General features: G+C 70.0%; 27 protein-coding genes and 2 pseudogenes. 11 read left to right on the top strand and 18 right to left on the bottom strand.

Annotation, left to right across the window (positions count from 1 at the left end):
* Positions 1 to 144: 144 nt before the first annotated feature.
* Positions 145 to 774 carry an LUD domain-containing protein gene (locus FH608_RS41880; protein ID WP_139636317.1) on the top strand — a complete coding sequence of 210 codons (630 nt, stop codon included), beginning with the start codon at positions 145 to 147 and terminating at the stop codon, positions 772 to 774.
* A gap of 236 nt (positions 775 to 1,010) precedes the next feature.
* Here the strand turns inward: FH608_RS41880 and FH608_RS41875 are convergent, their stop codons facing one another.
* The 5 genes from FH608_RS41875 to FH608_RS41855 form a co-directional block, all read right to left on the bottom strand.
* Positions 1,011 to 2,036 (bottom strand): tyrosine-type recombinase/integrase, encoded by a 1,026-nt coding sequence (locus FH608_RS41875; protein ID WP_139636314.1) that lies wholly within the window; start codon positions 2,034 to 2,036, stop codon positions 1,011 to 1,013.
* A 101-nt stretch (positions 2,037 to 2,137) separates the two neighbouring features.
* A complete protein-coding gene (locus FH608_RS41870) occupies positions 2,138 to 3,667 on the bottom strand; it encodes a helix-turn-helix domain-containing protein (RefSeq protein WP_139636312.1) in 1,530 nt (509 codons plus the stop codon).
* A gap of 15 nt (positions 3,668 to 3,682) precedes the next feature.
* Entirely contained in the window at positions 3,683 to 5,386 is a 1,704-nt protein-coding gene (locus FH608_RS41865; RefSeq protein ID WP_139636310.1) for an enoyl-CoA hydratase-related protein, read from the bottom strand.
* A 299-nt stretch (positions 5,387 to 5,685) separates the two neighbouring features.
* Complete coding sequence (locus FH608_RS41860) at positions 5,686 to 8,511, bottom strand: ATP-binding protein (protein WP_317135612.1); 2,826 nt, start codon at positions 8,509 to 8,511, stop codon at positions 5,686 to 5,688.
* Between the two features lie 192 nt (positions 8,512 to 8,703).
* The gene (locus tag FH608_RS41855) at positions 8,704 to 8,982 is read right to left on the bottom strand and encodes a hypothetical protein (protein ID WP_226900379.1); all 279 of its coding nucleotides are present in this window, start codon (positions 8,980 to 8,982) and stop codon (positions 8,704 to 8,706) included.
* 268 nt (positions 8,983 to 9,250) lie between these two features.
* Between FH608_RS41855 and FH608_RS41850 the strand changes: the two genes are divergently transcribed.
* Positions 9,251 to 9,529, top strand: coding sequence for a hypothetical protein (locus tag FH608_RS41850; RefSeq protein WP_139636306.1), 279 nt, complete (start codon positions 9,251 to 9,253; stop codon positions 9,527 to 9,529).
* A 265-nt stretch (positions 9,530 to 9,794) separates the two neighbouring features.
* On the opposite strand, the gene FH608_RS41845 is transcribed toward FH608_RS41850, so the two are convergent.
* From FH608_RS41845 to FH608_RS41830, 4 genes are read right to left on the bottom strand one after another with little or no spacing between them, the layout of a single operon-like run.
* Complete coding sequence (locus tag FH608_RS41845) at positions 9,795 to 10,097, bottom strand: DUF952 domain-containing protein (RefSeq protein WP_226900378.1); 303 nt, start codon at positions 10,095 to 10,097, stop codon at positions 9,795 to 9,797.
* Entirely contained in the window at positions 10,085 to 10,639 is a 555-nt protein-coding gene (locus FH608_RS41840; protein WP_139636304.1) for a GNAT family N-acetyltransferase, read from the bottom strand. The genes FH608_RS41845 and FH608_RS41840 overlap by 13 nt, the downstream gene beginning before the upstream one ends.
* A gap of 21 nt (positions 10,640 to 10,660) precedes the next feature.
* Positions 10,661 to 11,233 carry a TetR/AcrR family transcriptional regulator gene (locus FH608_RS41835; RefSeq protein ID WP_139636302.1) on the bottom strand — a complete coding sequence of 191 codons (573 nt, stop codon included), beginning with the start codon at positions 11,231 to 11,233 and terminating at the stop codon, positions 10,661 to 10,663.
* Complete coding sequence (locus FH608_RS41830; protein WP_139636300.1) at positions 11,230 to 11,553, bottom strand: DMT family transporter; 324 nt, start codon at positions 11,551 to 11,553, stop codon at positions 11,230 to 11,232. Before FH608_RS41830 ends, FH608_RS41835 begins: the two co-directional genes overlap by 4 nt.
* 93 nt (positions 11,554 to 11,646) lie before the next feature.
* On the opposite strand from FH608_RS41830, the gene FH608_RS41825 reads away from it, so the two are divergent.
* The 4 genes from FH608_RS41825 to FH608_RS41805 all read left to right on the top strand — a co-directional run bounded on the left by FH608_RS41825 (position 11,647) and on the right by FH608_RS41805 (position 15,010).
* The gene (locus tag FH608_RS41825; RefSeq protein ID WP_153263175.1) at positions 11,647 to 12,624 is read left to right on the top strand and encodes a radical SAM protein; all 978 of its coding nucleotides are present in this window, start codon (positions 11,647 to 11,649) and stop codon (positions 12,622 to 12,624) included.
* Positions 12,625 to 12,772: 148 nt separating this feature from the next.
* A complete protein-coding gene (locus FH608_RS41820; RefSeq protein ID WP_139636297.1) occupies positions 12,773 to 14,062 on the top strand; it encodes an erythromycin esterase family protein in 1,290 nt (429 codons plus the stop codon).
* A gap of 44 nt (positions 14,063 to 14,106) precedes the next feature.
* A complete protein-coding gene (locus tag FH608_RS41815) occupies positions 14,107 to 14,514 on the top strand; it encodes a nuclear transport factor 2 family protein (protein ID WP_139636295.1) in 408 nt (135 codons plus the stop codon).
* Positions 14,515 to 14,770: 256 nt separating this feature from the next.
* Complete coding sequence (locus FH608_RS41805) at positions 14,771 to 15,010, top strand: hypothetical protein (RefSeq protein ID WP_226900377.1); 240 nt, start codon at positions 14,771 to 14,773, stop codon at positions 15,008 to 15,010.
* Between the two features lie 37 nt (positions 15,011 to 15,047).
* Here FH608_RS41805 and FH608_RS41800 read toward each other — a convergent pair.
* A pseudogene (locus FH608_RS41800) lies at positions 15,048 to 15,820 on the bottom strand (oxidoreductase).
* A gap of 234 nt (positions 15,821 to 16,054) precedes the next feature.
* Here FH608_RS41800 and FH608_RS41795 point away from each other — a divergent pair.
* Entirely contained in the window at positions 16,055 to 16,498 is a 444-nt protein-coding gene (locus FH608_RS41795) for a winged helix-turn-helix transcriptional regulator (RefSeq protein WP_139636293.1), read from the top strand.
* Between the two features lie 27 nt (positions 16,499 to 16,525).
* Here the strand turns inward: FH608_RS41795 and FH608_RS41790 are convergent, their stop codons facing one another.
* The 6 genes from FH608_RS41790 to FH608_RS41755 form a co-directional block, all read right to left on the bottom strand.
* Positions 16,526 to 17,077, bottom strand: a complete 552-nt coding sequence (locus FH608_RS41790; protein ID WP_226900376.1) for an NUDIX hydrolase — start codon at positions 17,075 to 17,077, stop codon at positions 16,526 to 16,528.
* Between the two features lie 349 nt (positions 17,078 to 17,426).
* Positions 17,427 to 17,771, bottom strand: coding sequence for a VOC family protein (locus FH608_RS41785; protein WP_139636291.1), 345 nt, complete (start codon positions 17,769 to 17,771; stop codon positions 17,427 to 17,429).
* Between the two features lie 298 nt (positions 17,772 to 18,069).
* Positions 18,070 to 18,561, bottom strand: a complete 492-nt coding sequence (locus FH608_RS41775) for an SRPBCC family protein (RefSeq protein ID WP_139636289.1) — start codon at positions 18,559 to 18,561, stop codon at positions 18,070 to 18,072.
* Positions 18,561 to 19,208 carry an SRPBCC family protein gene (locus tag FH608_RS41770; protein ID WP_139636287.1) on the bottom strand — a complete coding sequence of 216 codons (648 nt, stop codon included), beginning with the start codon at positions 19,206 to 19,208 and terminating at the stop codon, positions 18,561 to 18,563. The genes FH608_RS41775 and FH608_RS41770 overlap by 1 nt, the downstream gene beginning before the upstream one ends.
* Position 19,209: 1 nt before the next feature.
* Complete coding sequence (locus FH608_RS41765; RefSeq protein WP_226900375.1) at positions 19,210 to 19,512, bottom strand: ArsR/SmtB family transcription factor; 303 nt, start codon at positions 19,510 to 19,512, stop codon at positions 19,210 to 19,212.
* A 748-nt stretch (positions 19,513 to 20,260) separates the two neighbouring features.
* A complete protein-coding gene (locus tag FH608_RS41755; protein WP_139636285.1) occupies positions 20,261 to 20,761 on the bottom strand; it encodes a MarR family winged helix-turn-helix transcriptional regulator in 501 nt (166 codons plus the stop codon).
* A 148-nt stretch (positions 20,762 to 20,909) separates the two neighbouring features.
* Between FH608_RS41755 and FH608_RS41750 the strand changes: the two genes are divergently transcribed.
* A complete protein-coding gene (locus tag FH608_RS41750; protein ID WP_139636283.1) occupies positions 20,910 to 22,007 on the top strand; it encodes an NAD(P)/FAD-dependent oxidoreductase in 1,098 nt (365 codons plus the stop codon).
* Between the two features lie 78 nt (positions 22,008 to 22,085).
* Here the strand turns inward: FH608_RS41750 and FH608_RS41745 are convergent, their stop codons facing one another.
* Entirely contained in the window at positions 22,086 to 22,820 is a 735-nt protein-coding gene (locus FH608_RS41745; protein ID WP_226900374.1) for a phytanoyl-CoA dioxygenase family protein, read from the bottom strand.
* A 288-nt stretch (positions 22,821 to 23,108) separates the two neighbouring features.
* Here FH608_RS41745 and FH608_RS41740 point away from each other — a divergent pair, with 288 nt between their 5' ends.
* The 3 genes from FH608_RS41740 (at position 23,109) to FH608_RS41730 (ending at position 25,774) form a co-directional block, all read left to right on the top strand.
* A complete protein-coding gene (locus FH608_RS41740; protein WP_139636281.1) occupies positions 23,109 to 23,606 on the top strand; it encodes a carboxymuconolactone decarboxylase family protein in 498 nt (165 codons plus the stop codon).
* Positions 23,607 to 23,622: 16 nt separating this feature from the next.
* The gene (locus FH608_RS41735; protein ID WP_139636279.1) at positions 23,623 to 24,384 is read left to right on the top strand and encodes an SDR family oxidoreductase; all 762 of its coding nucleotides are present in this window, start codon (positions 23,623 to 23,625) and stop codon (positions 24,382 to 24,384) included.
* A 181-nt stretch (positions 24,385 to 24,565) separates the two neighbouring features.
* Positions 24,566 to 25,774: a cytochrome P450 gene (locus FH608_RS41730; RefSeq protein ID WP_226900373.1), complete on the top strand. Its 1,209-nt coding sequence runs from the start codon at positions 24,566 to 24,568 to the stop codon at positions 25,772 to 25,774.
* 102 nt (positions 25,775 to 25,876) lie between these two features.
* Here the strand turns inward: FH608_RS41730 and FH608_RS54560 are convergent.
* Positions 25,877 to 26,149, bottom strand: a pseudogene (locus FH608_RS54560) (recombinase family protein); the annotation flags it as partial.
* Positions 26,150 to 26,265 lie beyond the last annotated feature (116 nt).

Here is a 26,265-nt window from a genome sequence, read left to right as displayed (position 1 = left end):
TCCCTTGGTCGTATCTGTCCTCATCGGTTCGACAAGACAACCCGCCGGAATGTGAGGCGACGCACCGGCCTCACATTCCGGGGGGTTGTCTTGTCGACTGCGGAGAAGAACACACCTCCAGCGAACAGGAAGATCACAGACATCATGACCACCTCAATGCCGGCAATCCCGTTCACCGACCCGGCGTCCGGGCAGCGCCTGGAGCGGGCGGCCGCTGCGCTGACCGCACACGGCTTCACCGTGGAGGTTCTCCACGACGCCGCCGCCGCGCGTACCCGCGTCAAAGAGCTGATCCCGGAGGGCGCCGGCGTGTTCACCGGGGCCAGCGAGACCCTGCGCCTGTCCGGCATCGATGAGGACATCAACGCCGGCGGGCGGTACCGGGCCATCAAACCACGCCTCCTGGCCATGGACCGCGCCACCCAGACGGACGACATCCGGCGGCTGGGCGCCACCCCGGACGTCATCGTGGGCAGCGTGCACGCGGTCACCGAAACCGGCTCCCTCGTGATCGCCTCGGGCAGCGGAAGCCAGCTTCCCGGCTACGCCGGCGGCGCCGCCCGCGCGATCTGGATCGTCGGGGCGCAGAAGGTGGTACCTGACTTGGACACCGCGCTGCGGCGCGTCGAGGACCACTGCCTCCCGCTGGAGACCGCCCGTACCCAGAAGGTCCACGGGTGGCCCAGCGCCGTCAACCGCCTCCTCATCCTCAACGCCGAATTCCAGCCCGGGCGCGGCACCGTCCTGCTGCTCCGCGAAGCGATCGGATTCTGAACCCGCACTCCTCATCGGGGAACCCGTGCGCGGTGTCATGCCCCTGAAACAGGTCATCGGGGCGGCCGAGGCGCTCAGGACTCGACGCTGCCGGCCGCCTGGGCCAACGCCGCCAAGCGGGTGACAAGGTCGTGTTCAGCAACGCGGTCACCGGGATCCACCATGGCGGGTCCATGGGCGTACCGCCGACCAACGCAGCACCGTGTCGCATGTCGCGGCGGGGTGGACGGGGCCGGTCAGCGGCCGGGCTTGCCGCGCAGCAGCGGGTGCGTGCGCATCGCCACCTCCAGCTCGCCCGGCAGCTCGTCACGGTAGCGGCCCAGCGTCGACAGGTCGCTGTGCCCCAGCACCCGCCGCACCGCGTCCATGTCGACCGCGTCCGCCAGCAGGTGCGTCGCCGTCGTGTGCCGCAGCCCGTGCGGGGTCACCGAACGCCGCTGGTCGGGATCCACCCGCCGCTGCACCCGATCGATCACCGCCTGCACGTCGCCCCGCGCCAGCCGCCGCCCCCGCCACGACAGCAGCAGCGCCTTCTCCTCCCCGGCCCCGGCCAGGGCCGGCCGCCCCCGCGCCAGATACTCCCGCAGCACCATCGCCACGTCGTCGGGCAGCGGCACATCGCGGGTCCGCCCGCCCTTGCCGAAGATCCGCCAGTAACGCACCCCGTCGTTGGTGAAGAAATGCTCCACATCCGCGCGCACCAGCTCCGACACCCGCGGCCCCAGCGTCGACAGCAGCAACACGATCAGCGCGTCACGCAGCTCCGTGCGCTGGTCACGCCGCTTGCCCACCTCCGGCGCCGCCCCCGGCAGCTCCCGCGCCGCCCCGATCAGGCCCTGCGCCTGCTCGCGCGTCAGGGCCCGCCGCTGCGGCCGCAGCCCCCCACGCTCCTTGGCCGTCACCGTCGAGACCGTCATCGGGTTGACCTGCACCCACCCCGCCAGCGCCGCGTGCTTGAACAGCGCCGAGATCGACCGGCGAAAACGCGCCTGCGACGACGGCGACTGCCCGCCGCTCGGCGTGCGCAACCGGCCGTCCGGGCGCCGCGCGAACGCCAGCAGCAGCGCGTCGACGTCCGCGCCCGTCAGGTCGTCGAGCACCACCTGCGCGCCGGCCAGCTCCACCAGCGTCGCCACGTCCCGCGCGTACACCTCGGCCGTGGACGGCGACAGCGCCCCGGTCACCGTCTTGGCCCGCACCAGCTCCACATAACGGTCCGCCGCCTGCGCCACCGTCAACCGCTCGAGCTCCGCAGGCCGCACGGCCACCCCTTTCCCTCGCGCACGACAAGATCCAGAGATGACGGTAGCGGCCCGCACCGACAAAAAGCCGCCGGACGCCGGGAGCCCGGAGCGGGGGAGGGTCAGATGTCGCGGAACGTCTCGATGCGCGCCCCCAGCGCGTTCAGCCGCTCCGCCAGATCCTCATACCCGCGGTTGATCACGTACACGTTCCGCAGCACCGACGTGCCCTCCGCCGCCATCATCGCCAGCAGCACCACCACCGCCGGCCGCAGCGCCGGCGGGCACATCATCTCGGCGCTGCGCCAGCGCGTCGGCCCCTCCACCAGCACCCGGTGCGGGTCCAGCAGCTTCACCGACGCCCCCAGCCGCGTCAGCTCCGTCAGGTAGATGGCCCGGTTGTCGTACACCCAGTCGTGGATCAGCGTCGAGCCCTGCGCCGAGGCCGCGATCGCGGCGAAGAACGGCACGTTGTCGATGTTCAGCCCGGGAAACGGCATCGGGTGGATCTTGTCGATGGGGGAGATGAGCTTCGAGGGCCGCACCGTCAGGTCGACCAGCCGGGTGCGGCCGTTGGCCGCCGGGTACTCGCGTCCCCGGTCGCAGTCCAGGCCCATCTCCTCCAGCACCGCGAGCTCGATCTCCAGGAACTCCACCGGCACCCGGCAGATCGTCAGCTCCGAGGAGGTCACGACCGCCGCCGCCAGCAGGCTCATCGCCTCCACCGGGTCCTCGGAGGGGGAGTAGTCGACGTCCCGCTCGATCTCCGGCAGCCCGTGCACGGTCAGCGTCGTCGTCCCCACGCCCTCCACCCGCACGCCGAGCTGCTCCAGGAAGAAGCAGAGATCCTGCACCATGTAGTTGGACGACGCGTTGCGGATCACCGTCACCCCGTCGTGCCGCGCCGCGGCCAGCAGCGCGTTCTCCGTGACGGTGTCGCCCCGCTCGGTCAGCACGATCGGCCGCGACGGCGCCACCGCGCGGTCCACCCGCGCGTGGTAGAACCCGCCCGTCGCCGTGATGTCCAGCCCGAAGTGCTTCAACGCCGACATGTGCGGCTGGACCGTGCGGGTGCCCAGGTCGCAGCCCCCGGCGTAGGGGATCTGGAACTGCTCGGTGCGGTGCATCAACGGCCCCAGGAACATGATCACGCTCCTGGTACGGCGGGCCGCCTCGGTGTCCATCGCCTCCAGCTCCAGCCGGGCCGGAGGCACGATCTCCAGGTCGCTGCCCTCGTTGATCCACCGGGCGCGCACCCCGATCGAGGCCAGCACCTCCAGGATCCGGTACACCTCCTCGATCCGCGCCACCTTGCGCAAGATCGTCCGCCCGGAGTTGAGCAGCGACGCGCACAGCAGCGCCACGCACGCGTTCTTCGACGTCTTCACATCGATGCTGCCCGACAGCCGCCGGCCGCCCACCACCCGCAGATGCATCGGCCCGGCATAGCCCAGCGACACGATCTCGCTGTCGAGCGCCTCGCCGATCCGGGCGATCATCTCAAGACTGATGTTCTGGTTGCCCCGTTCGATCCGGTTGACCGCGCTCTGCGACGTCGCCAGCGCGTCGGCCAGCTGCAGCTGCGTCCAACCACGATGCTGACGCGCATCCCGGATCAACCGGCCGATCCGCACAAGATAATCGTCTGCCACACACGAGACCATATCTCACATATGAGATTCCCCGTCGTCACCGGCCATCGACGCGCCGGACAACTCCCGATGACCCGCCAGATGCTCCGGCGTCGCCTCCGCCCGCATCTTGTGCACGAACGCCCGCCGCGCCTGCCGGAACCCGTTACGGTCCTCGAACATGTCCCGGCTCATCTCCGCCAGCTCCTCGGCCCGGTAGGCGTCCAGCGGCTTGCGCCGCTCATCGACCTCCCGCACCTGACGCCGCCCCGCCAGCAACCGCTCATAGCCCGCATCGGCCGCCAGCCGCTCGGCGTACTCCAGCACCCTGCGCTCGAAGTCCAGCCGCGAGCCGCCCAGCATCCGATCGGCCAGCCCGATCTCCACCGCGTCGGCCGCGTCGATCGGCAGCGCCTGCCGCGTCAGCCGCCGCGCCGTCTCCGCGCCCACACGCCGCGGCAGCACGTACGTCCACAGCTCACTGCCGAACAACCCCATCGTCCGGTAGTGCGGATTCAGCACCACCGAGTCGCGTATGATCACCCGGTCCGCGCCCAGCCCCATCATCACGCCGCCCGCGCCCGCGTTCCCCCCGATCGAGGTCACCACCAGCTGCGAGGAGCAGCGCACGATCTCCCGGCACACCGCGTTGATGGCGTTGATGTTCATCCACGCCTCCAGCTCCGGCTGGCGCGCCGCCTCGATCACGTTCAGGTGGATCCCGTTGGAGAACGCCTCCCCGCCGCGCACCACCAGCACCCGCGTGTCCTGCGCCACCGCGTACCGCAGCGCCGAGGCCAGCCGCCGGCACTGATCGGTCGACATCGCCCCGTTGTAGAAGTCGAAACTCACCACCCCGACACCGTCGCTGCGGTCGTAGGTGATCTCCGAATAGCCCGGCCGCTCCGGCGCCCCGGCCACCAGGTCGCCCAGCGCCGACGCCGCCGGGAGCTTGACCGCCCCCTCCTGCTCCAGCCGCACATGGCCCACCCACACCGACCCGTCGCCGGTGTGCACCAGCACCGCCCCCTCACGGCGCGCCGCCACCTCGCCCGGCCGCCCCGCGAGGTCCGGCCCCCGGTACACGTCGAACACCCGTACCGGCATCTCGCACAGCTGCGCCCGCCCCCCGGGAGAGCCGTCGGCGGCCCGCACCCGCCGCACGATGTCCTCCGTCGGCTCCTCCCACGAGAACTCCCGGTCAGCGTGCCGCATCGCCCGCCGCAGCCGCCCCCGCACGTCCGGCGAACGGTAGTCCAGCGGCACCGGCACGAACGACGCGTCACCGGCCTTGGCCGCCACCTCCGCCACCAGCTCCACCGCGGCATCGGCCACCGGCCCGTTGTACAGCGCCGACTTGCGCGGCGCCTCCAGCGGCATCGCGAACGTCCGATACCCCCAGATCGGGCCCGCGTCCATCTCCTCGACCGCCTGCAGCGCCGTCACGCCCCACTCGGGCTCGGCCTCCAGGATCGCCCAGTCCAGCGACGACGGCCCCCGGTCCCCGGGAGGCCCCGGATGCACGATCACCGTGCGGTGCGCCCGCCACAGCCGCTCGGGCACCCGCTCCTTCAGGAACGGGCAGATCACCACATCCGGCTTGGCCAGCTCGGCCGCCTCCACCATCGCCTGCTCCGAGACGGCCAGCTCGATGCTCACCTCATGGCCGGCGCGGCGCAACTCCAGCCAGCAACGCTGGGTCAGGCCGTTGAACGAGGAGCACAGCAGCAAGATACGCAACGCGGGACTTCTTTCCAGGCAGGGGAGGGGACTCGGGGGCCGGGACCGCTCAGCGTGACGGGCGTTCCCTGACGCCACACAGCTTAAAGACAGTCCCAAAAGACCCATTCATGTCTCTGATGCTGACACGAATCTTCCACTGCCGGTGACATTTCATCGCAAAAACCCACACAGACCAGCCCAGATTGACCAGCTTTGCCCCAAAACATCCACCCCTGGGATGCCGCCGACAGCCGGCCACCGATCCAGATCACCGGCACGGACACACACCACCCCGGACAGGGGAGAGGCCCCGACACTCACCGGCCCCGATCAGCCCCCACCGACGCCGGAACCACCACGGACGCCTCCACCGCAGCGAAACCCAGACCCGCGAGCACCGCCCCACCACGCTCCGCCTCACCACCACCGGCCAGCACCAACGTCCGCGCCCACTGATAACGACACCCCGCCGCCTCCAACGCACCCGCCGTAGCGAGCAACGCCTCCCGATCACCCCCCAGCAGCGCACCCGCCCGCTCCACCAGCGCACCGGCAACCGGATTACCCGCCACGACCTCCCGCGCCCGCGCCACACACCCCGCAGCCTCAGCACTCCCCGCCAACACCGCCGCCTCCGCACGCAACGCCACATACCAGTGATGCCAGATCCACGTCACCCACTTCCACACCTCACCCGGCTCCGGCGCCAACCGCTCCAACGCCCGCGACGCCTGCCCACGATGCAACAGCACCATCGCATCGAACACCGCCCCATAACCCAAGGCGTGCTCCGGCGGAGGACCGAGCCGACCCAGAACCTCCAGCCACTCCCGCCGCCCCTCAGCATCACCACGCAACCCCTGCACCATCGCCACCGCCGCCACCGCCGGACACAGCAGCCGCAGAGCAGGGGAGCCCGCCCGCCGCCACGCATCCAGGAACCGCACCCCGCCCGCCAGCACCTCCCCGACATCACCCGCCAACGCATCCACCAACAGCAACCACGACACCGCACGATGACCGACCTCCGCCAGCGACGGATGCCCCGCCAACTCCCGCGCCCACCGCCGCGCCCCCGCCACATCCCCAGCACCCAGACCCGCCTCGGCAGCGATCCCCAGCGCATCGATCAACTCATGCGTACCAGCAGGAGAAACCGGCACCGACGACAACAACGCGATCCGCCGCCCAGCCGTCTCCGCCGCGCCGAACGGATCACCCGCCCAACTCTGCGCACCGATCAGAGCATCAAGCGCGGCCGACTCCGCGAGCGGATCACCACTGCGCCGCGCCAACTCCACCGCCCGCCCGGCACGCGCGATCGTCTCCGGCACCGCATTCCCGGCCGGCCCCTGCGCAGCACCGAACGCATCCGCCAGCACCCCCGCCTCCGCCAACGCCACCGCCGCCAACGCCGCCGGATCATCACCGGCCAACTCCCGCGCCTCACCGATCAACGCCAGCGCCTCCTCCCGCGACGGAATCCGCACGAACGTGGGGGAGAAGCGGAACGCGATCGTGGCCGCACCCGCCAAATCCGCAGCCGCACCGGCACCATCACCACACGCACGCGCCGCATCCCCAGCCGCACGCCGCAACCGGTACATGTCATCACCAACCGTCCGGCAACCCGCCACCGCCGCCGCCTGCCGCAACATCGACGCCCCCGCCGCCAGATCACCCGCCAACGCGGCCGCCTGCTCAAAACGCCGCTGCGACTCACCCATCAGATGACGGGTGAACGTCAACTCCGCCAACCGCCGCGCAAGATCATAAGCCTCCGCCCGCCGCTCCGGCCGATCAGCAGCCCACGCCAGCGCCGCACGCAGATCATCGGCCACCAGATCGAACCGCGCCCGCCAATCCGCCCCCACCACCGCCAACCCCGCCGCCCGCACCAGACACCAGCCAAGATGCCGCGACCGGGCATCCACCAGCTCACCGGCCTCCGCCAGCCGCTCCGTCCCGTACTGCCGGATGGTCTCCAACACCCGATACTCCGTCCCACCCCCCGACGCCGTCACCACCAGCAAACTCTGCTCCGCCAACCGCGCCAACCCCTCAGCCACCACACCCTCATCCGACCCCGCCACCTGCGCGGCCGCGGCAACAGTGAACGGCGCCACGAACACCGACACCCGCCGCAACAACGCCCGATCAGCCGGCTCCAGCAGCGCATGACTCCAATCCAGCGCCGCCCGCACCGACCGATGCCGCTCATCAGCACGCGACCCACCGGTCAGCATCCGCAACGGATGCGACAACGCCGCGGCGATACCGTCCAACCCCAACGTCGGACACCGGGCCGCCGCCAACTCGATCGCCAGCGCCATCCCGTCCAGCCGCTCACAGATCGACGCGATCTGACCGCGCAGCCCGGCATCCAGCGGCAGACCCACCGCCGCCGCCCGCTCCATGAACAACGCCACCGCGTCCGAACCGCCCTCCACCGCCAGCGACAACGGCGGAACCTGATACACCCGCTCGAACGGCACCATCAGCCGCGCCCGGCTCGTCGCCAGCACCCGCACCCCAGGACACGCCCCCAGCAACCGCTCCACGAACAGCGCCACCCCGTCCACCACGTGCTCGCAGTTGTCCAGCACCAGCAGCGCATCACGATCGGCCAGCGCCGCCACCACGGACGCGCTCATGTCACGACCCTGCTGCTCACCCAGGCCCAGCGCACCCGCCACCGCAGTGGCGATCATCCCGGGATCGGTGACCGGCACCAGATCGACGAACCACACCCCGTCGCCGTACCCGCCCGCCGTCTCACCGGCCACCGCCAGCGCCAGCCGCGTCTTGCCCACCCCGCCCGGGCCCACCGCGCTCACCTGACGATGCGCCCGGATCATCCCGGCCAGCTCCGCCCGCTCGCTCTGCCGCCCGACGAACGACGTCAGCGACGCCGGCAACACCGCCGCCGGACGAGCCGCGCCCTCGCCGGCCGGCTCGGGCGCCCGCTGCGCGAGCGCCCGCCGATCCGCCACCTCCAGCTTGCGCAGCAACGAGGAGACATGACTCTCCACGGTGCGCACCGAGATGACCAGCCGTGCCGCGATCTCGGCGTTGCTGAGATGGGCTCCGACCAGTTCCAGTACCTCGGCCTCCCGAGGGGAAATGTCCACACCTGCCGCCACTGTCCCAGTGTGCCGCATCCCTTCACGGCCGGGTCCGGGAGGCGGCGGCGCGCCCGCCTGAGGCAGGGGTCACCCCCGGACCGGCGGGCAACTTTGGGCGATCCGGGACGAAAAATACAAAACATGCCAAACAGAACAGAATCCAGCTTCTGTCTGGTTTCGTATCTGATGCCGGATTCGGAGGGGTGGGGGTCAGAGGCGGTTGACGAAGCGGGCCGCGGCGTGCTGGCTCATGCCGGTCTCGCCGCGTACGAGGAACACGGCTTCCTGGATCTGGCCCAGAGCCTTGAGCTCGCGGACCTGGTCGACCAGCTCGACCCGGATGCCGGGCCGGTTGCGCGGCCGGCGGGTCAGCCGGGCCGCCGCGATGATCAGCCAGATGGCCAGGGCCGTGACGACGGCGCTGAGCGCTACGAGGCCTGGTGCGGTGACGTCTAAGGCGAGGATGAAGGCGGGGATGAAGGCGGACATGAAGGGCGTCTGCCCACGTCCCGGCGGATCATGCTGGTTGCTTGATAATGGACATTATGTCAAGTAGGGCGTGTGGCGGGGCTCCCCTCGCGGATTGACGGGAGGCTTGACGTTCTGTTGATTCGCTGGGCTTGGCGGGATGTGTGGACTTAGGGTGGGGATTCTGCCATTCGCGCCGCGAGAGGAGCAGCACGTGGGGAATCAGTCGGTTTTATGTCCGGTGTGTCAGGGGGTCCTGCCCGCTTCGGGTAAGGAGGCGTACACGGCGTTGCGGGGGCGACTGATCGTGACGAACGGGTACTGCGGGGGCGGCTGCGCCGAGCGGCGCGCCGAGGAGCAGGCCCAGGCGCAGGCGCAGCAGGCTCATGTCCAGCAGCAGGCTCAGCAGGTGCAGGGTCCCGTGCAGGGCTCCCCTGTGCCGTCTGCCGCCCCTGTACGGCAGGCGCCGGTGCGTCCGCAGGCCGCGGCCGGGGTTCCTGCGGCGGTGCCCGCCGGGGCCGGGGTCCCGGGCGGGGTTACGGGTGGGCCGGTGCGGGTGGCGCGCTGATCGGTGCCGCTTGTGTGCTGGTAGGTCTGTTTTCGGGGTGGTACGGGGTTGAGGCCGGGGGTTGTGCGGGTGTCCGCTCCCCCGCCTTCGTTGCGGCATTTCCCGGTTGAGGGATCTTGCGTGATGTGTGACGAGTGTCGTGCTGTCGCGCGGTCATCATGAGGGGCGCGGCCCGGTCTCGTTCGATCGGGTTTTCGGCGTCGGGGGCCTGGAGGTCGTCCGGGCGTCAAGAGGGGTGCGGATGTCCGTACCCCTCCCCCGCTGGTCAGGGTGTGTAGGGGTGTACGGCGGTGACGGCGGTCAGGGGCAGTGGTCCGTACAGGTGGGGGTAGTCGTTCTCGAGGCGGATGTCGAGGCCGGTGGGGTCGATGTCGAGGACGAGGAGTGGGTCGGTGAGGTGGGCGTAGAAGGTGGTGTGGACGGCGCGGAGTTGGGTGTGGTCGCGGCTGCAGTGGATGAAGCCCTCTTGGTCGAGGGTGCGGCCGAGGGTGGAGATGCGGTACTCCCCCGCTTTCTGGGCGGCGTGCCAGTCGTTGGCGAGGGCGAGGTGGTGGATCATGGGGTCCATTCGGTGTCGAGGATGGCGTAGATGGTTTCGCTGGCCCATTCGCCTTTGACGTATTCGTTGTGGATGAGGGTGGCTTCGTGCCGCATGTGAAGTTTTTCCAGGACGCGGGCTGAGGCGGTGTTGCGGGCGTCGAGGCGGCCGGTGATGCGGTGCAGGCCGAGGTCGGCGAAGCCGAGGCGGAGCATTTCGCGGGCGGCTTCCGGGGCGTAGCCGTGGCCGTGGTGGTCGGGGTGGAGGATGTAGCCGATCTCGCCTTGGCGGTGGGTCTCGCTGGTCCAGATGAGCAGGGCGGAGCCGATGAGGCTGCCGTCGTGGCGCAGGGTGATGGCCAGGTCGAGGGCGTCGCCTTCTTCGTGGATGGCGGTGCGGGTGGCCTTTTTGGCGAGGAATTCGCGGCTGGTGTCGCGGTCGCGGACGTCCCAGTAGAGGTAGCGGGTGACGTCGGGGCGGGATTCGTAGGCGTGGACGGCGTCGAGGTCGTCGGGGGTGAAGGGGCGCAGGTGGAGGCGTTCTGTGGTGATCGGGTAGTGGGGTTTGAGCACGGGGGGCAGTGTAGGTGGGGGTCAGGGGGGAGGCAACGCGTTTTCGGTGGTGGTGGGGGTGTAGGTGGCGATGGCGTGGGCGAGGAGGGTGTGGGCGTCGTCGAGGGGGCGTTGTTCGACGACGTGTTCGAGCCAGAGTGTGGACAGGGTGGTGTAGAGGAGGCGGACGCGGGTGTCGGTTTCGGGGAGGTTGAGGGTGTCGGCGATGATGCGGACGCAGCCGTCGGTCCAGCGGCGGGCGATGGCCTGGAGTGCGGGGTCGCGGCCGGCGTGGACGTAGAGCTCCCACAGGCCGAGTTGGCGGGTGCGGTCGGCGGCGGCGATCTGGTCGGGCAGGGCGGTCAGGCCGTGGTGGGTGATCCAGTGGCGGGTGGTGGTGAGTTCGGTGTCGACGAGTTGGGCGAAGGCTTCGGCGAGGAGGTGGTCGCGGGAGGTGAAGTAGTAGGTGGTGGCGGCGAGGGGCAGGTGGGCGTGGTGGGCGACGGCTCGGTGGGTGACGGCGGCGAAGCCGCCTTGGGTGAGCAGGTCGACGGCGGCGGTCAGGAGGGCGGCGCGGCGGCGGCGGGCGCGGTCTTGGGTGGGGTGGGTGGTCAATGGGTGCCTGCGAGGTTGAGGACGACGACGCCGCCGATGATGAGGAGGATTCCGGTGATTTTGAGTGGGGTGAGGGTCTCCCCCATGAAGGCGGCGCCGATGAGGGCGATGGCGGCGGTGCCGGCGCCGGACCAGACGGCGTAGGCGGTGCCCATGTCGAGGTGGAGTTTGAGGACTTGGGACAGCAGGGCGAAGGAGGTGATGTAGCCGGCGGCGACGAGGAGGGTCCAGCCGAGGTGGGTGAAGCCGTTGCTGAGTTTGAGTGCGGTGGTGGCGAGGATTTCGGAGGTGATGGCGAGGGCGAGCAGGAGCCAGGCCATGGGTGGGGTTGTCTCCCGGGTGCGTGAAAGTGGTACGGGTGTACCGATTTTATCGTGGGGGTGGCGTGCGGAACGGCTTGAAAAGGGTGTCGAATGCGTGTTCCATTGGTGGGTGTGGGCTGGGACGCGCTTTCGCTTGTGGAACCGGCCGCCGATGAGCGTCCGCTGATCGAGCGGCGTGCGGTGGTGCGTGGGGGTTTCTACGAGATGCAGGCCCGCACGGTGATCGAGCGGGTGCCGCCGGGTGCGGGCATCGCTCAGGAGTGGGCGGTGTCGCCGTATCGGGGGTGTGCGCATGCGTGCCGTGGGTGCGGGGCGCGGGGCGGGCATCGGCGGCTGGGGCTTGATGCGGGGCGGGATTTCGACGCGCGGATCGTGGTGCGGCCGAATGTGGTGGCGCGGTTGCGGGCGGAGCTGGCGCGCTGGGACGGTCAGGAGCTGGCGGTGGGGGTCAGCGGTGACTGTTATCAGGCGGCTGAGGAGACGTACCGGTTGATGCCGGGGGTGGTGGGGGCGCTGGCGGAGGCGGCGGTGCCGTTCACCGTGTATACGAAGAGCGCGCTGGTGTTGCGGGATGCGGGGTTGCTGGCGCGGGCGGGGGCGCGGGTGGCGGTGTCGATCGCGTTCGTGGATGAGCGGATCCGGCGGGTGGTGGAGCCGGGCGCGCCGGGGGCGCAGGCTCGGCTGGAGCTGGTGTCGGCGTTGGTGGAGGCGGGGGTGGAGTGCCGGGTGCTGATGGCGCCGGTTTTGCCGTTGCTGAGTGATGCGGCCGATCAGCTGGCGGCGACGGTGCGGCGGATCGCGGCGGCGGGGGCACGGGTGGTGGAGCCGGTGGTGTTGCGGCTGCCGCCGGGGACGCGTGAGTGGTATGTGGAGTGGCTGGGGCGGGCGCATCCGCAGCTGGTGGAGCGGTATGAGGAGCTGTACGACCGTGCGGGGTTGCCGTCGGCGGACTATGAGGGGCGCATCACGGGGCAGATCGCGCAGTTGTGCCGGGTGTACGGGATGGAGTGCGGGGCGCCGGAGGTCGTGCGGCGTGAGCCTGCGGCGGCGCAGCTGGCTCTGGTGTGATGATCTGAGAGACGCGATGGCTCAGGGGGCAGCGTCTGTGGTACTTCTGGGGTCGTAATCCGCAACGCGACTACTTCGCCGGCCGTACCTTCAAGCCCCTCCCCCGGCATGACGCCCCTGGCAGGCCTGTCGCGAGACGCTGTTCGGCATGAACGCGGAAGTGAGCCGTCAGAGGAGTTTCGCCGGCTGGATCGATGATCATGCCTCGGCCATGGAGACCCTGGACTTCCGGGCATCCGTGGACGACCTCGAGCCGCTGCGCGACATCGTCGGCGGTGCGCGGGTCGTGGCTCTGGGCGAGAGTTCCCACCACGTCCGGGAGTTCTACCAGGTACGCCACCGCGTCCTGCGTTTCCTGGTGGAACGGTGCGGCTTCGAGGTGTATGCCCTGGAGGCCCCGTTCACTCAGGGGCAGGTGTTGGACGCCTGGGTTCAGGGCGCCGGCGGCAGTGTCGAGCAGGTCGCGGCCGATGGCATCGCTCTGTCTTTGGGGCAGTGCCGGGAGATGCACGAGGTGTTGAGGTGGATGCGGGAGCGCAACGGTGCCGGTGCCGGGCCGCCGTTGCGGTGTGTGGGCGCCGATCTGCCCGGCTGCGCCGCATCGCCCTTGCCGGCGCTGGAAGAGCTGGCCGGTTACCTGCGCTGGGCCGCGCCCGAGGCGCTGCCGGTGCTGCAGGAGGCGGTCGGCGTCGTACGCCGGTTCGACGCCCCGGTCGTCTTCGCGGCCCTTGGCGGCTATGAGAATCTCGACCGGGGTCAGCGGGATGTGCTCACTGGGGCGTTGAGCCGGCTGATGGCCGACATGCAGCGTCTGGCTCTGGTCCAGCGCGCCCACGGCTACGGGGCCGAGCACGACACGGCGATGTGGCATCTGCGCGGCGCCTGGTATCTCGATCACCTCCATCGCGCCAACGCCGCCGAGGGTTTCGAGTCCGCCTCGACGTTCCGCGACGTCTACATGGCGGAGTCCGTACTGCGTCTTGTCGAGGGTGGCGCGCGCGTGGTGCTGGCGGCGCACAACTGGCACATCCGGCGTACGCCCGCGATGGACGAGCGGGAGCGTCTGCTCCTCCCGGCCGGCGTCCACCTCGCGGCCGCCCTGGGGGACGGCTATCGGGCCATCGGCGTGACCTCGAGCCTGGGCCGGACCACCACGCTGGGGGAACCGACGCCGCGGCGGCCGCATGGGGCCTGGTACGACACGCCGCTCCCACCGCCTGCAGAGGGCAGCATCGAGGCGGCGTTCCCCACCGACCGCCTCTGGACGCTCGCCGATCTCCGCGCGGCCCGCCCGTACGTGCGCGACGCGGCGGCCTACCAGCACACCCGCATGGCCGACTATTTCCTGGATCTGCCGGTGTTCGAGGCGTTCGACGCCGTGGCCTGCGTATCGCGGACGACCGGCACCGATCACGTGCTGCAACGCGCCGCGGATTGAGGCCGTACGCGGTTCCCGCGCGACCGAGCTGAGGAGGAAACATCATGGGCATCCATTCCGAGCGCGACCTCGCTGACTTTCTGATCATCTACACCCGGGACATGGCTGTCTCCGACGAGGAGCCTGGGGCGATTCTCGACCGCTACTTCGTTCCGGACTTCGAGTACTGCAACGACGGGCTTGTGATCGACCGGCAGCGCATGATCGATCATGTCCGCCCTGTCCGTAGGAATGTCGACAAGGAGGCCATGGCTGCTGATGACTGGTCCGGTGTTGAGATCCATGAGGCGCTGGTCTCGGGTGACCGGATCGCCGCTCGGTGGACCTTGCGCACCACGTTGCGCAAGGGCAAGACCTTCGCGGCGGAGATCTACATGTTCGGCCGCCTGGCGCTGGACGGTCGGATCCTCCGTATCGATCAGGTCAGCAGGCAGCTGGAAGAAGCGCGGTGACCACGCTTCTGGAGGGCCTTCAGTCCCCTTCCGGCGTGTTCCGGCCGCCCTCATCGGGTTCTCAGCTCTGCGTGCGTCGGTCGTACTGCGCTTGATGTCTGTGGATCTCGTCCGCGTTGTCGACCGTCCAGGCGTGCAGCCGGCCGAAGGGCTCGCGCAGCGATTCGCCGAGCGGGGTGAGTGAGTATTCGACGCCGAGATCGCGGAGCGCTACGGCTGGGTCAACCGGGCCGTCCCGGCCGACGAGTTCGACGAGGTGGTTGAGCGGCTCGCCCGCAACATCGCCGCCTTGCCCGACGGTGTGATCGCGGCGGCCGAGCGTGCCATCGTGCTGGAGGACCTGGCCGAGGGGTTGCGGCGGGAGAACGACGCCTGGACGGGGCAGTTCGTTCGCCCTGCGGCCATGGAGCTGATCCGTGAGGGGCTGGCCCGCGGCGCCCAGACCTCTGCCGGTGAACGCGATCTGGGGGGCCTGCTCCGGAAAGTGGCCGGTTGATGCCGGGCCCGCGGGGGTGGCCGGCGTCCGGCGGTGGCTAACCGGCTCGGCCGATCTTGTCGAGTTCGGCGAGTTCCGCGTCGGAGAGTGGGAGTCCCGCGCCGGCTGCGTTCTCGTGGAGGTGCGCCACGGACGAGGTGCCGGGAATGAGCAGGATGTTCGGTGATCGGTGCAGCAGCCATGCCAGGGCGACGGACATCGGTGTCGCGCCCAACCGGGCGGCGACCGTGGAGAGGGCCGAGGATTGCAGGGGGGTGAAGCCGCCGAGCGGGAAGAAGGGCACGTAGGCGATGCCGTCCTCGGCGAGCTCGTCGATCAGGTCGTCGTCTTGCCGGTGGGCGAGGTTGTACAGGTTCTGCACGCACGCGATCGGCGCGATCGCGTGCGCCTCGGCGACCTGCCGCGCCGTCGCGTTGCTCACTCCGAGGTGGCGGATCAGTCCCTGCTGCTGGAGTTCGGCGAGCGTCTCGAACGGCTCGGCGAGCGAGCCGGGCTGGGGTCCCTGGGCGTCGCCGAGCCGGAGGTTGACCAGGTCGAGCACCTCGAGGCCGAGGGCTTGCAGGTTGTCGTGGACGGCGCGGCGCACGTCTTCGGGGCGCCGGGCGGGGGCCAGCCGCCCTGCTCGTCGCGGGTCGCGCCGACCTTGGTCACGATGTGCAGGGGTGCGGGGTAGGGGTGCAGCGCTTCGCGGATCAGCTGGTTGGTGACGCGGGGTCCGTAGGCGTCGCTGGTGTCGATATGGGTGATGCCGAGGTCGATGGCCTCGCGAAGGACGGCGAGTGCGCTGTCGTGGTCGGCCGGCGGACCCATCACCCCGGGGCCGGCGAGTTGCATGGCACCGTAGCCGAACCGGGTGACGGTCAGGTCGCCCAGGGTCCAGGTGCCGCCGGGAAGCGAAGGGGAAGTCGTGCTCATACCTGTGCCTTTACGTGTTGAGCTGGGTGGCCTCCAACGGGTCCTTGCTTCATTATGGGAAGGTAACTTCCTGATAGGAAGCAGGCACTTCGACGTGCGTAAGGCACCTGCGGGTGAGAGGAGCCCTCGATGGCGACGACGACGGCGGCCCAGAAGAGGGCACAGGTCAAGGCGGAATACGACGCGTTCGTGGCGGCATGTCCGAGCAGGAAGCTGCTCGACCGGATCTCCAACAAGTGGGTCACGCTGATCCTGGCCGCGCTGGGCGGCGGTGGCTCGCCCCAGCCGGGCGACGGGTGCGCGGGGGAACCGCGGGCGATGCGGTACTCGGAGCTGTCCCGGTTGCTGGCCGGCGTCAGCCAGAAGATGCTCACGCAGACGCTGCGCTCCTTGGAGCGGGACGGTCTCATCACGCGCACGGTGACGCCGACCGTGCCGGTCACGGTCTCCTACGAGCTGACCGACCTCGGTCTGTCCCTGCACCAGATGATGCGCGGGCTCAAGTCGTGGGCCGAGACGTACATGGACGAGGTGCTCGCCAACCGCGAGACGTACGACAACCGCGTCGCCTGAGCGAGCTGGGGGCGCGGCCGAGGACGGTCACATGGTCGGCCTCAGGTATCCGGCGGCGGCCAGCCCTGCGAAGGCGGCGTCGGTGTCGGTCATCTGGCCGCTGAGCACGTGCCGGATGAACGCGCCGACCGGCATCAGCACGGTCTCGATGAACTCGGCGTCATCCAGCCTCGGCTCGGCGACTTTCCGGCACCCGCGGGCCAGGACGGCGTGGCGGCGGTGCGTGGCATACGACGACAGAAAGGTCCGCATGACGACCTCGAGTGTCGCGGCCTCGTAGCCGGTCTCCTCCAGCAGTTCCCGAGCCGCCGCGACCTCGACCGGCTCGTCGCCGTCGGCTTTACCGCCCGGCAACTCCAGCAGTACCCGTCCAGGCCCCGGCCGGTACTGCCGGGCCAGCACCACCTGCTCATCCTCGGTCACGGCGACGATGGCCACGGTCGCGCCTCCTTCGAGGATGTCCCACACGTCCTCGTTGCCGTCCGGGTAGCGGTACCGGCGGCCGCGGACGTTCAAGAACCCGGCCGGCTCGTCCAGCTCACCCATCTGCGTCCACTCACGGGCCCTGGCGTCTCCCACACGCCCCAGCCTATGGACTAAACGGATCATCAGCCCCTCAGCTGGCCTCCGCCTGCTCTGCACGGGCTTCGCGGCACTGAGCCAGGGCGAAGGGGCCGGCGACCTCGGTGATCGCCCTGTGCGGGGCGGAAACGGGGTTGAGCAGCATACGTACGAAACGTCGCGTTAGCGGATCAGACGAAATGCGGCGTGCCGTCGATCAGCAACCCTTACGGGGCCTCGTGCTGGGGCCGGCCTCCGTACGTCCGCGCCCGCGACCCCCACCCCGCAGCCGCCGGGGTGGGACCCCTGGCAACCGCGTGGTCGTCTCTTTCGGTCGTGGGGTGTCACCACGCTCGTCGAGCTCGGATCACCGGGTGGGCGCCTCCGCGAGCGACAGACTGTTGCCGTCCGGGTCGAGGACCTCCACATGGCGCACACCGTTGCCGTAGGTTTCCACGGGTTCGTGCTCGATGCCGTACGCAGCCAGCCGGGCCAGGATGTCGTCCAGGTCGGTCACGCCGAACGTGATCATGGTGCCGCCCACCCGCGCGGCCCGCATGTGCCGGTCATCGATGACGACCCACGCGTTCTCACCGACCCGCCACAGGTACTCCTCGCCGATGATCTCGTCCGCCGGCCGCCCGAAGAACACCTCGAACCACTTCAGCGATGTCGCCCGGTCACGCACACACACGACGCTGTACAGGTCCACCGAAACCACTCCCTCTTACCCGTTTGACGCGGGTGAGGACGCTCTGGCTGCTGGCGGGGCGGGCGGTCATGACACCCCGGTAACGGTCAAGCCGGGACCCTCTCCTCGTTGGTGGCTTCAGCTGTTTGGGCCACGCCCACTCCAACGCGGCAGCGACGGTGCGGTACCCGGCACCGTGCTTGCGCTGCAGAGCGCGCTTGGACAACCCCGCCTTGGCGTCGCGTCGGATCGCGGCGTACAGGTCGACGCCTGAGGTGGGTGCGCGAGCCATGATGCTCAGACCCGACTCAGTGGCAGATCAGTTCGTCCCTTGGCGGACGTCCGTCCCGTGCTCGGCGAACGCCTTGAAGTCCTCCATGTGCTGCTGCGACTGCTTGCGGAAGGAGCCAGGCATCACAAGCCCCACCAGCCGCATCAGCAATCCGTCGAACCGGAATTCGCTCTCGCTCTCCCACAGCGTGGTGTCCGGACCGGCTGCGATCAGCCGGTCGCGCTGGGCCTGCCACATGCCCTCGCCGGCGATCTCGCGGTCGTAGTGCACGACGACAGAACTGGGGATGGCGTGCAGGTCTTCAGGTTCCAGGCGCGTGATGGTCTCGGTGGCCTCCATCCTCTGCTTCCCCATTTGAAACACGACTCGCGAGGTGGTGCCGAGCTGGCCGTGCGCTCCGTCCACCGGCTCGTGCAGTACCAGGCCCCGCAGCCACTTCGGCATGTGCGCCGGGTCCGCGAGCATCTGGAGCACCTTCTCCCGCGGCAGGGCGATCTCGATCGAGGTGGTGTACTTCATCAAGCGTTCCCTTCGGGGGCGTAGAACGCGGTGGTGGCCTGGACGGCGGCCGCCACGTGATCCGGATCGCCACCGGCGGCCAGGTGAGCTTCGCCCCAAGCCGCAGCGCAGCGCCGCACGAACTCGCGCCCCGTGGGCGAGGTCTGGAACTCCTCGTGATCGAGGGTCTCGCCGTCTGCCAGGAACCGGGCCAGGGTGAGGAGATGCAGGTCCCAGCCCACACCGCCGGCACCCGGGCCGTAGGTCGGGAACATGGGCTCCCCGACGGCCGCTGCATGGACCAGTGCAAGCTCGGTGTCCCCGGCAGGGCCCGGGGACAGGCGCACCTCGACCTCGCTCGTGCCCGGCCACTCGTCGGCGTCCGGCCCGAAGAGCCAGGACACCCGCAGCAGACGCGGCGGCTCGCACCGGAGGATCTCCCCGTGCTCACCGCCGTCCAACTCGAATGACCCGCCGAGCTGCAGGTCTCCGGTGACCGACTTCAACCAACGGCCCAGCCGCTCAGGGTCGGTGATGGCGTTCCACACCTCGTCGACCGGCGCGTCGTAGCGACGCCGCAACTCCATCGTGTACGCGTCGCCGGCCGGCAGAGTCGCTGTTCCCACCGTCCGGCGCGCAGCGGCCAGTTCGTCCAGCACGTCCTTCATGTCATGTTCCTTCCACTGGCGGATCGGCCTCGCCGACGTCGGTGCGCGTGTCGGGCCGCTGGCCAGCCCGGGACCGGGATGCACGCCTGCCTCGGGCCAACTCAGTGCCCAGGGCATCGAGCCGCTGATCCCAGAACCCGCGAAACCGGTCCAACCACACGTCGACCTCGCTTAGCGACGTCGGGTCGACGGCATAGAACCGGCGAGCCCTCTCGGCCCGGACCGACGCGAACCCGTTCTCACGCAGAACGCGAAGATGCTGGGAAACCGCCGGCTGGGACAGTGCGAACTCAGCCCGGATCACGTCCGTGATCGCTCCAGAGGGTCTGCTCACCCTGGGCGAGCAGCTCCAGAATGCGCCGGCGCACCGGGTCGCCGAGAATGTCGAACGCGTGCACGAGCCAGAAATATACCAGATTTGACTTATATAAGCCAGGACTGGTACTGCCGCGTTACCCCCGGTGCCGACGCACATCGACACCCGGCACGCCCCATCGATGCTGGAGTCGAACGAGACCGACGTAGCCAGTGCACCCCTGGCCGTTGGGCGTCTGGTGGACCTGGGGGCGAGACCGGTTCTTGGATAGCGGAGGGCGGCGGCATGGATCCGGTCATCAGCGAGCAGCTCGGCCACGCGCACCCGCTGGCGGCGCCCCTGGACGACTTCCTCACCGACTTGGCCGACGCCGGGGGCTCCGCGCACACCCGGCGCGCCTACCGAGGAGATCTGCTGCAGTTCCCCGGCCACCACGGCGAGGAGGAGGCCACCGGCCAGCGGATCACCCTCGGTATCGCCGGCCCCGACGCCCGGGAACGCGCCCGCGCTCTACGCCAGGAGATTCAACGCATCGGACGCGGCCACCGATGGACCATCACCGAGAACCCTCGCCAAGCCAAGACAGAAGCGAGAGCGACGCTCAGCGCACCCATGCTGACCTGGGCAAAGCCCTTAGCGTTGTTCTCTGAGGAAATGGTCCCTGTACCCCGACCCCGGTCGTCGCGCCTTGCGCTCGCGCCCGGTTCGGACAGCCACATGATCGACGTGTCGACGTCTAGTGATCGGCGCTCTTCGCGGCGTTGCCATCGCTGCCCTCACCGGAGCGCGCCTCGAAGCGGTCGACTATCTGCCGGCTCCACACGTGGATGGCCGCGGCCTGCTCGGGCGTGAGCGTCTCGAAGAAGTACCGGCGGATGTTGTCCGCGTGCCCCAGGACGGCGTTCTCCACGACGTTGCGGCCCTTGGCGGTCAGTCCGATCCCGATCCGGCGGCCGGAGCGGCCCTCGGTTCGATCCACGAGCTCGCGGCTCTCCATCCGCGTCAGCTGGTGCGCCACGCGGCTCTTCTCCCAGGCGAGTGACTCGGCGAGCTCGCCCACGCGCATCCGGCCCTCGGCCGCCCGGTGAAGCGTCACGAGCACGCTGAACTCGGCCTTGGAGATGCCGTGGTCGCGCTGCAGATCACGGTCCAGCTCACGGGCCAGGAGACGCTGCGCCTGCATCCAGCTGTCCCAAAGCTCCCACTGCCCGGATTCCAGTGTGCGGGGCTTCGCCATGGCACGATCATAACGACCTCGAAGTTGACGTGACAACTCACCCGAATCTAGAGTTGTCACGTCAACTTCTGGGCGTGTCCTGCGCGGCCTCTCGCGATGATGCGGCGTGCATGCCGCCCAACGACGGCGATGCGCTGAGGAGCTGAGAATGAATCACACCGTGGTGATCGTCGGCGGAGGCTATGGAGGGTCGCTGGTCGCCAAGGAGCTGGACCCCGAGGCGGACGTCACGCTCATCGACCCCCGGGAGGCCTTCGTCAACGCGGCCGCGTCGCTGCGGGCACTGACCCGCCCGGACTGGGCGCACAACGCGTTCTTCTCGTTCGCGACGCTGCTCCAACGGGGGCGGGTGATCCGCGACAGGGCCGTCTCGGCGGACCCGAAGGGTGTCACGCTTGCTTCGGGTGAGCGGGTCGAGGCCGATTATCTGGTTCTGGCCACCGGCTCCGGCTACACGTATCCGGCCAAACCGCGCCACGCGTCGACGAGCATCGCCCAGCAGCTGGACGATCTGCGCGAGACCAACAGGGAGCTGGCCGGCGCCGACCGCGTGCTGATCCTCGGTGCCGGCCCGGTCGGCCTGGAACTCGCCGGAGAGATCAAGGACGTCTGGCCCGACAAGTACGTGCTCATTCTCGACAAGGCCGACCAGTTGCTTCCCGGCTTCCTTCCCGAGGTGCGAGGCGAGCTACGCCACCAGCTGGACGAGCTCGGCATCGACGTGCGGCTGGGTACCGGTCTGACCACGTTGCCGGCGGTCGGGTCCGGCCGGGCCGGCAGTTTCGAGGTCACCACCGACACGGGCGAACGGATCGTGGCAGACATCTGGTTCCAGGCCTTCGGGGTCGAGATCAACACCGGCTACCTGGCCGACGGATGCCTCGCACCGCTGACCGAGCAGAAAGCGGTCCCGGTCACCGAGCGGCTGAACGTCCAGGGCTACGACCACGTCTACGCCATCGGCGACATCGCCGCTCTCCCCGACCCCAAGATGGCCTCCTACGCGATGACACATGCCGGCATCGTGGTCAGGAACATCACCGCGCAGCTGGCCGGCGACCAGCCGGAAGCCGTTCACACACCGACATCCGAGCGGAGAATCCTGCTTCCGTTGGGGACGCGCTCGGGCATCGGCCAACTCCCCGCACCGGACGGTGTCGCCGCGGCCACGGCCCAGACGGTCTACCAGCGCAAGGGCGCCGACCTGTTCACCGCACGGTTCGCCTCCCGGTTCGGCGCCACCTGACAGATCCGTCGGCCCCTGACCCGCTCGGCCGGCCCACTCCAGGAGTTCGGGAGCAGGACGCCGTGGGGGGACAGGCCCTTACAGCCGGTCGAACCCGGCCGCCCGACCCAGCGCCGTCCCCTCCCCCGGCCCCAGCGGCGAGGTCAGGAACACCGGCGTCTGCGCCATGAACCGCGGCCGCCCGCCCCTGTGCTCCTGCGCCGCGTGCACCGTGAACGGATGCACCACGTACACGTCCCCGGGCGAGCCCGTCGCCAGCGCCACCGGCCGCCCGGCCCCGGCCCGCTCGAACAGCGCCCCCATCTCCATCACGTCACGCACCCGCTCGTCCAGCAACGCCGCCACGTCCCGCTGCGAGCCCGCCCGCACCCGCGTCGGCGCATCCGCCGGCCCCACCTGCGACAGCAACACCAGCACCAGCAACGTCCCCGGCCGCCCGCTCACCCCGAAGGCCCCGTCCGGGCCGGCCGTGTTCGCATCGATGTGCCAGCCCCGATCATCGGCCGGCGGCGACACCGGAAACCGGATCGGCACGTTGCCCACGCTGTCACGCGGCACCCAGCCACCCGTACCGGCCACCGCGTCCAACGCCGCCGCCAGCCGCTCACTGCGCATGATCCGCCCGAACGGCCCCTCACCGTTCAGATCGGCCGCCCACACCACCGGCCGCGTCCACCCCGAAGGATCATCCGGCGACAACCCGATCCGCTCCCACAACAACGCCTGCGCGGCCTCGGCCACCTCACGCGGCACCACCGCCTCGACCTTGGCGAACCCGTCCGCCACGAACGCCTCGACATCGATCACATCCACGACCGGAACGCTAACAGGCCCCGCGGGCGTGCCCGGCACGACCGAGCGGCCGGGTCCGCGCCCGGCTCACTGCGCTCGCTCATGCCTCGCTCCCGCCTGTCCGTGCTCGGCGCTGCCACACGCACCAGACGCCGGTCCCCACCGCTTCGTAACAGCCACGGTAGGTGGCTCATGTCACAGGGCCGCGCTGTTACAGGGCTCGGGGCGCCGTCGTCTCGTGGTCGTCAGGACGCCGCACGGACGATCCGTCCGTACGGCACCACGACGAGTTGAGAGTGAGAAGGACCCATGTCCACGCCCACGACGACCGGCCGGCGGTCGCGCATGCCCAACCCCCTTCCCTTCCTCCCCGAGATGGCTGAGGTGGGCGCGGGTCTGCACAAGGCCCTGCAGAACGGCGTGATTCCCCCGGCCACCATCGGCCTGCTGCAGCTGCGCGCCGGGCAGATCCTCGGCAGCACGTACTTCACCATCCGGGAGACCGCCAACCTGCGCCGGTCGGGAGAGCCGGAGGAACGCATCACCGCCGTGGCGACCTGGCGGGACGCCACCTACTTCACCGACGCCGAACGGGTCGCGCTGGAGCTGGTGGAGGCGGTCCTGACCCCGAACCCGTCCGGGGAGCGCGTCCCCGACGAGCTGTACGCCAAGGCGTCCGCGCACTACGACGACAAGGCGATGTGGTCGCTCATCATGGCGATCGCCCACATCGGCTTCTTCACCCCCGCCGCTCTGATCGCCAAGCCGATCCCCGGCATGCCCCCCGGCCAGAACTACAGCGCGTAAGAAAGGCACAACAGCAATGAGCAGCACCACGTTCGCGGTGGCCGGAGCAACAGGGCGGCTCGGCCGCCACGTCGTCGACGTCCTGACCGAGAGGGGACACCAGGTCGTGCCGATGTCGCGGGCCACCGGAGTGGACGTCATCACCGGTGAGGGCCTCGCCGAGGCCCTCACCGGGGCCGGGGCGATCATCGACGTCGCCTCGTGGCACGCCTCCGACCAGGAGGCGGCGACGGAGTTCTTCCGTACGTCGGCCCGCAATCTGCAGGAGGCGGGCCGCGAGGCGGGGGTCGCCCGGATCGCCATGGCGTCCATCATCGGCGTCGACAAGGCCACCGCCGGTTTCCTCGCCGCCAAGAAGGTGCACGAGGAAGTCCTGCTGTCCGGCCCGATCCCCGTCCGGATCCTGCGGGCCGCGCAGTTCCACGAGTTCGTCGGCCAGCTCCTGGACTGGCAGCAGGGCGACGTCGCCTACATCCCGGCCCTGCCCACCCAGCTCGTGGCCTGCCGCACCGTGGCCGAGGAACTGGTGGACCTGGCCACCGCCCCCGCCGCCCCCGCGGCCCCCGGTACGCCGATCCCCGAGATCGCCGGGCCTCGCCGGGAGACCATGGCGGAGGCGGCCCGGCTCCTCGGCGCCCGCCGGGGCGTCGAGGTCGTCGGCGTCGACGGCTCCGGCATGCCCGATGCCGAGATCGCCGCCGCGGGCGGCTTCCTGCCCGGCCCGCACGCCAAGCTCGCCGGACCCACCTTCCAGGACTGGCTCGACACCCAGCCCTGAGCCGATCTTGCCCCTTGTTCTCGCAACCACCCGGGTTTCGAGAACAAGGGCTTCCCCCTAACCTCGCCCCGGGGACTTCAGTGGTTACTTCTGTCTTACATGACACGGTCCGATCTCTTGGGGCGCCTGGATTCGTCACCCGCATCACCACACTGCGCCTGACGGTTCACACGATCACCGGATGAATGGACAGATGATGACGAAAGCGCTGGAATTGCCGCTGCACATGCGGCGGAACGGGCTCAACCCGGTCGAGGAACTGGCCCGGGCTCGCGACAGCGAGGGTGTGGTGCGGGTGCAGACGCCGTTCGGCGTGCCCGCGTACGTGATCTGCCGCCATGAGGATGTCCGCCAGGTGCTGGCGGACCCGGCCCGGTTCAGCAGCGCCCTGACGCCGTTCCCGGGATCCGGGCAGATGGACGCGGACGAGTCGGCCACGATGCGGGCCGGGCAGCTGATCGGGTTCGACCCGCCCGAGCACACGCGGTTGCGCCGGATGCTCACCCCGGAGTTCACGGTACGGCGGATGCGCAGGCTGGAGCCGCGGATCACCGAGATCGTCCAGACGGCGTTGGATGATCTGGAGCGGGCCGGCAAGCCGGCCGATCTGGTGGAGCACTTCGCGCTGCCGGTGCCGTCGCTGGTGATCTGCGAGCTGCTGGGCGTGCCGCATGCCGACCGCGCCGAGTTCCACGAGCGATCCGTACGCCTGCTGGACACCTCCTTGCCGATGGAGCGGCGCGTCGCGGCGCAGCGCGAGGACCGCGCCTACATGGCCGGCCTGGTGGCCCGCGCCCAGGCGGATCCGGGCGAGGACATGCTCGGGATGCTGGTACGCGAGCACGGCCACGATCTCAGTACCGACGAGCTGATCGGCATCGCCGGGCTGCTGCTGCTGGCCGGGCATGAAACGACCTCGAACATGCTCGGCCTGGGCACCCTGGCCCTGCTGTGCCACCCCGACCAGCTCGCGATGATCCGGGACGACCCGGCGCAGGTCGAGCCCGCCGTCGAGGAGTTGTTGCGCTGGCTGTCCATCGTGCAGGCGCTGCCGCCGCGCACGACCACGACGGATGTGGAGATCGCCGGGCATGCCATCCCCGCGGGCTCACTCGTGATCTGCTCGTTTCCCGCGGCCAACCGCGACCCGGCCTTTGTTGACGATCCCGAGATCCTCGACATCACCCGCGGAGCCGCCGGCCACGTCGCCTTCGGCCACGGTGTGCACCACTGCCTCGGGGCGCCGCTGGCGCGGATGGAGATGCGCATCGCCTTCCCGGCACTGCTGCGGCGCTTCCCCGGCCTCGCCCTGGCCGATCCGTACGAGCAGGCCGACTTCCGCGTCTTCAGCCTCGTGTACGGCGTGCACACGCTGCGGGTGACCTGGTGAGCAGACAGCCGGCACCTCACCCGCCCGGCACCCGACCACAAAGGAGTGACCCCATGCCGACCCCGACCGAGCCCGCCCTCCTCCGCTCATGCGGAGGCCGCGGCGGATGAGCACGGGGCGCAGGGCGAGGATGTCGGCGACGGAGCGGAACAGTCGGGCGGCGTCGGCGATACGGATGGTGTCGCCGACGGCGGCCTCATGCAGCAGTGTGGTGAAGCCCGCGCGGTCGAGGGAGAGCTGCCGGCTGGAGGTGGCGGGGTCTTCGTAGACCGGGGCGCCTGCGGTCAGCAGGGCGGTGAGGGCGTGCCGCTGGCGGGCGTCGGTCTGCTTGTCGGTGGAGTGCCGCAGATAGGCCAGGTCAGCCACGCCCGGCATCCGCGGAGTGGTGACTGGTGAAGGGGATCTCCGTGCCGTTCCAGCCGGTCTGCTTTACCAGGGCCATCGTGTCCCCTTCCCGGAGGTCGGCCTTGTGGTAGCGGACGGCGGCTTGA

Source organism: Nonomuraea phyllanthi (assembly GCF_006334985.2).
GTDB classification, from domain to species: domain Bacteria; phylum Actinomycetota; class Actinomycetes; order Streptosporangiales; family Streptosporangiaceae; genus Nonomuraea; species Nonomuraea phyllanthi.
The sequence above is the reverse complement of the archived record's forward strand: the minus strand, read 5'-3'. Positions and strand labels throughout refer to the sequence as shown.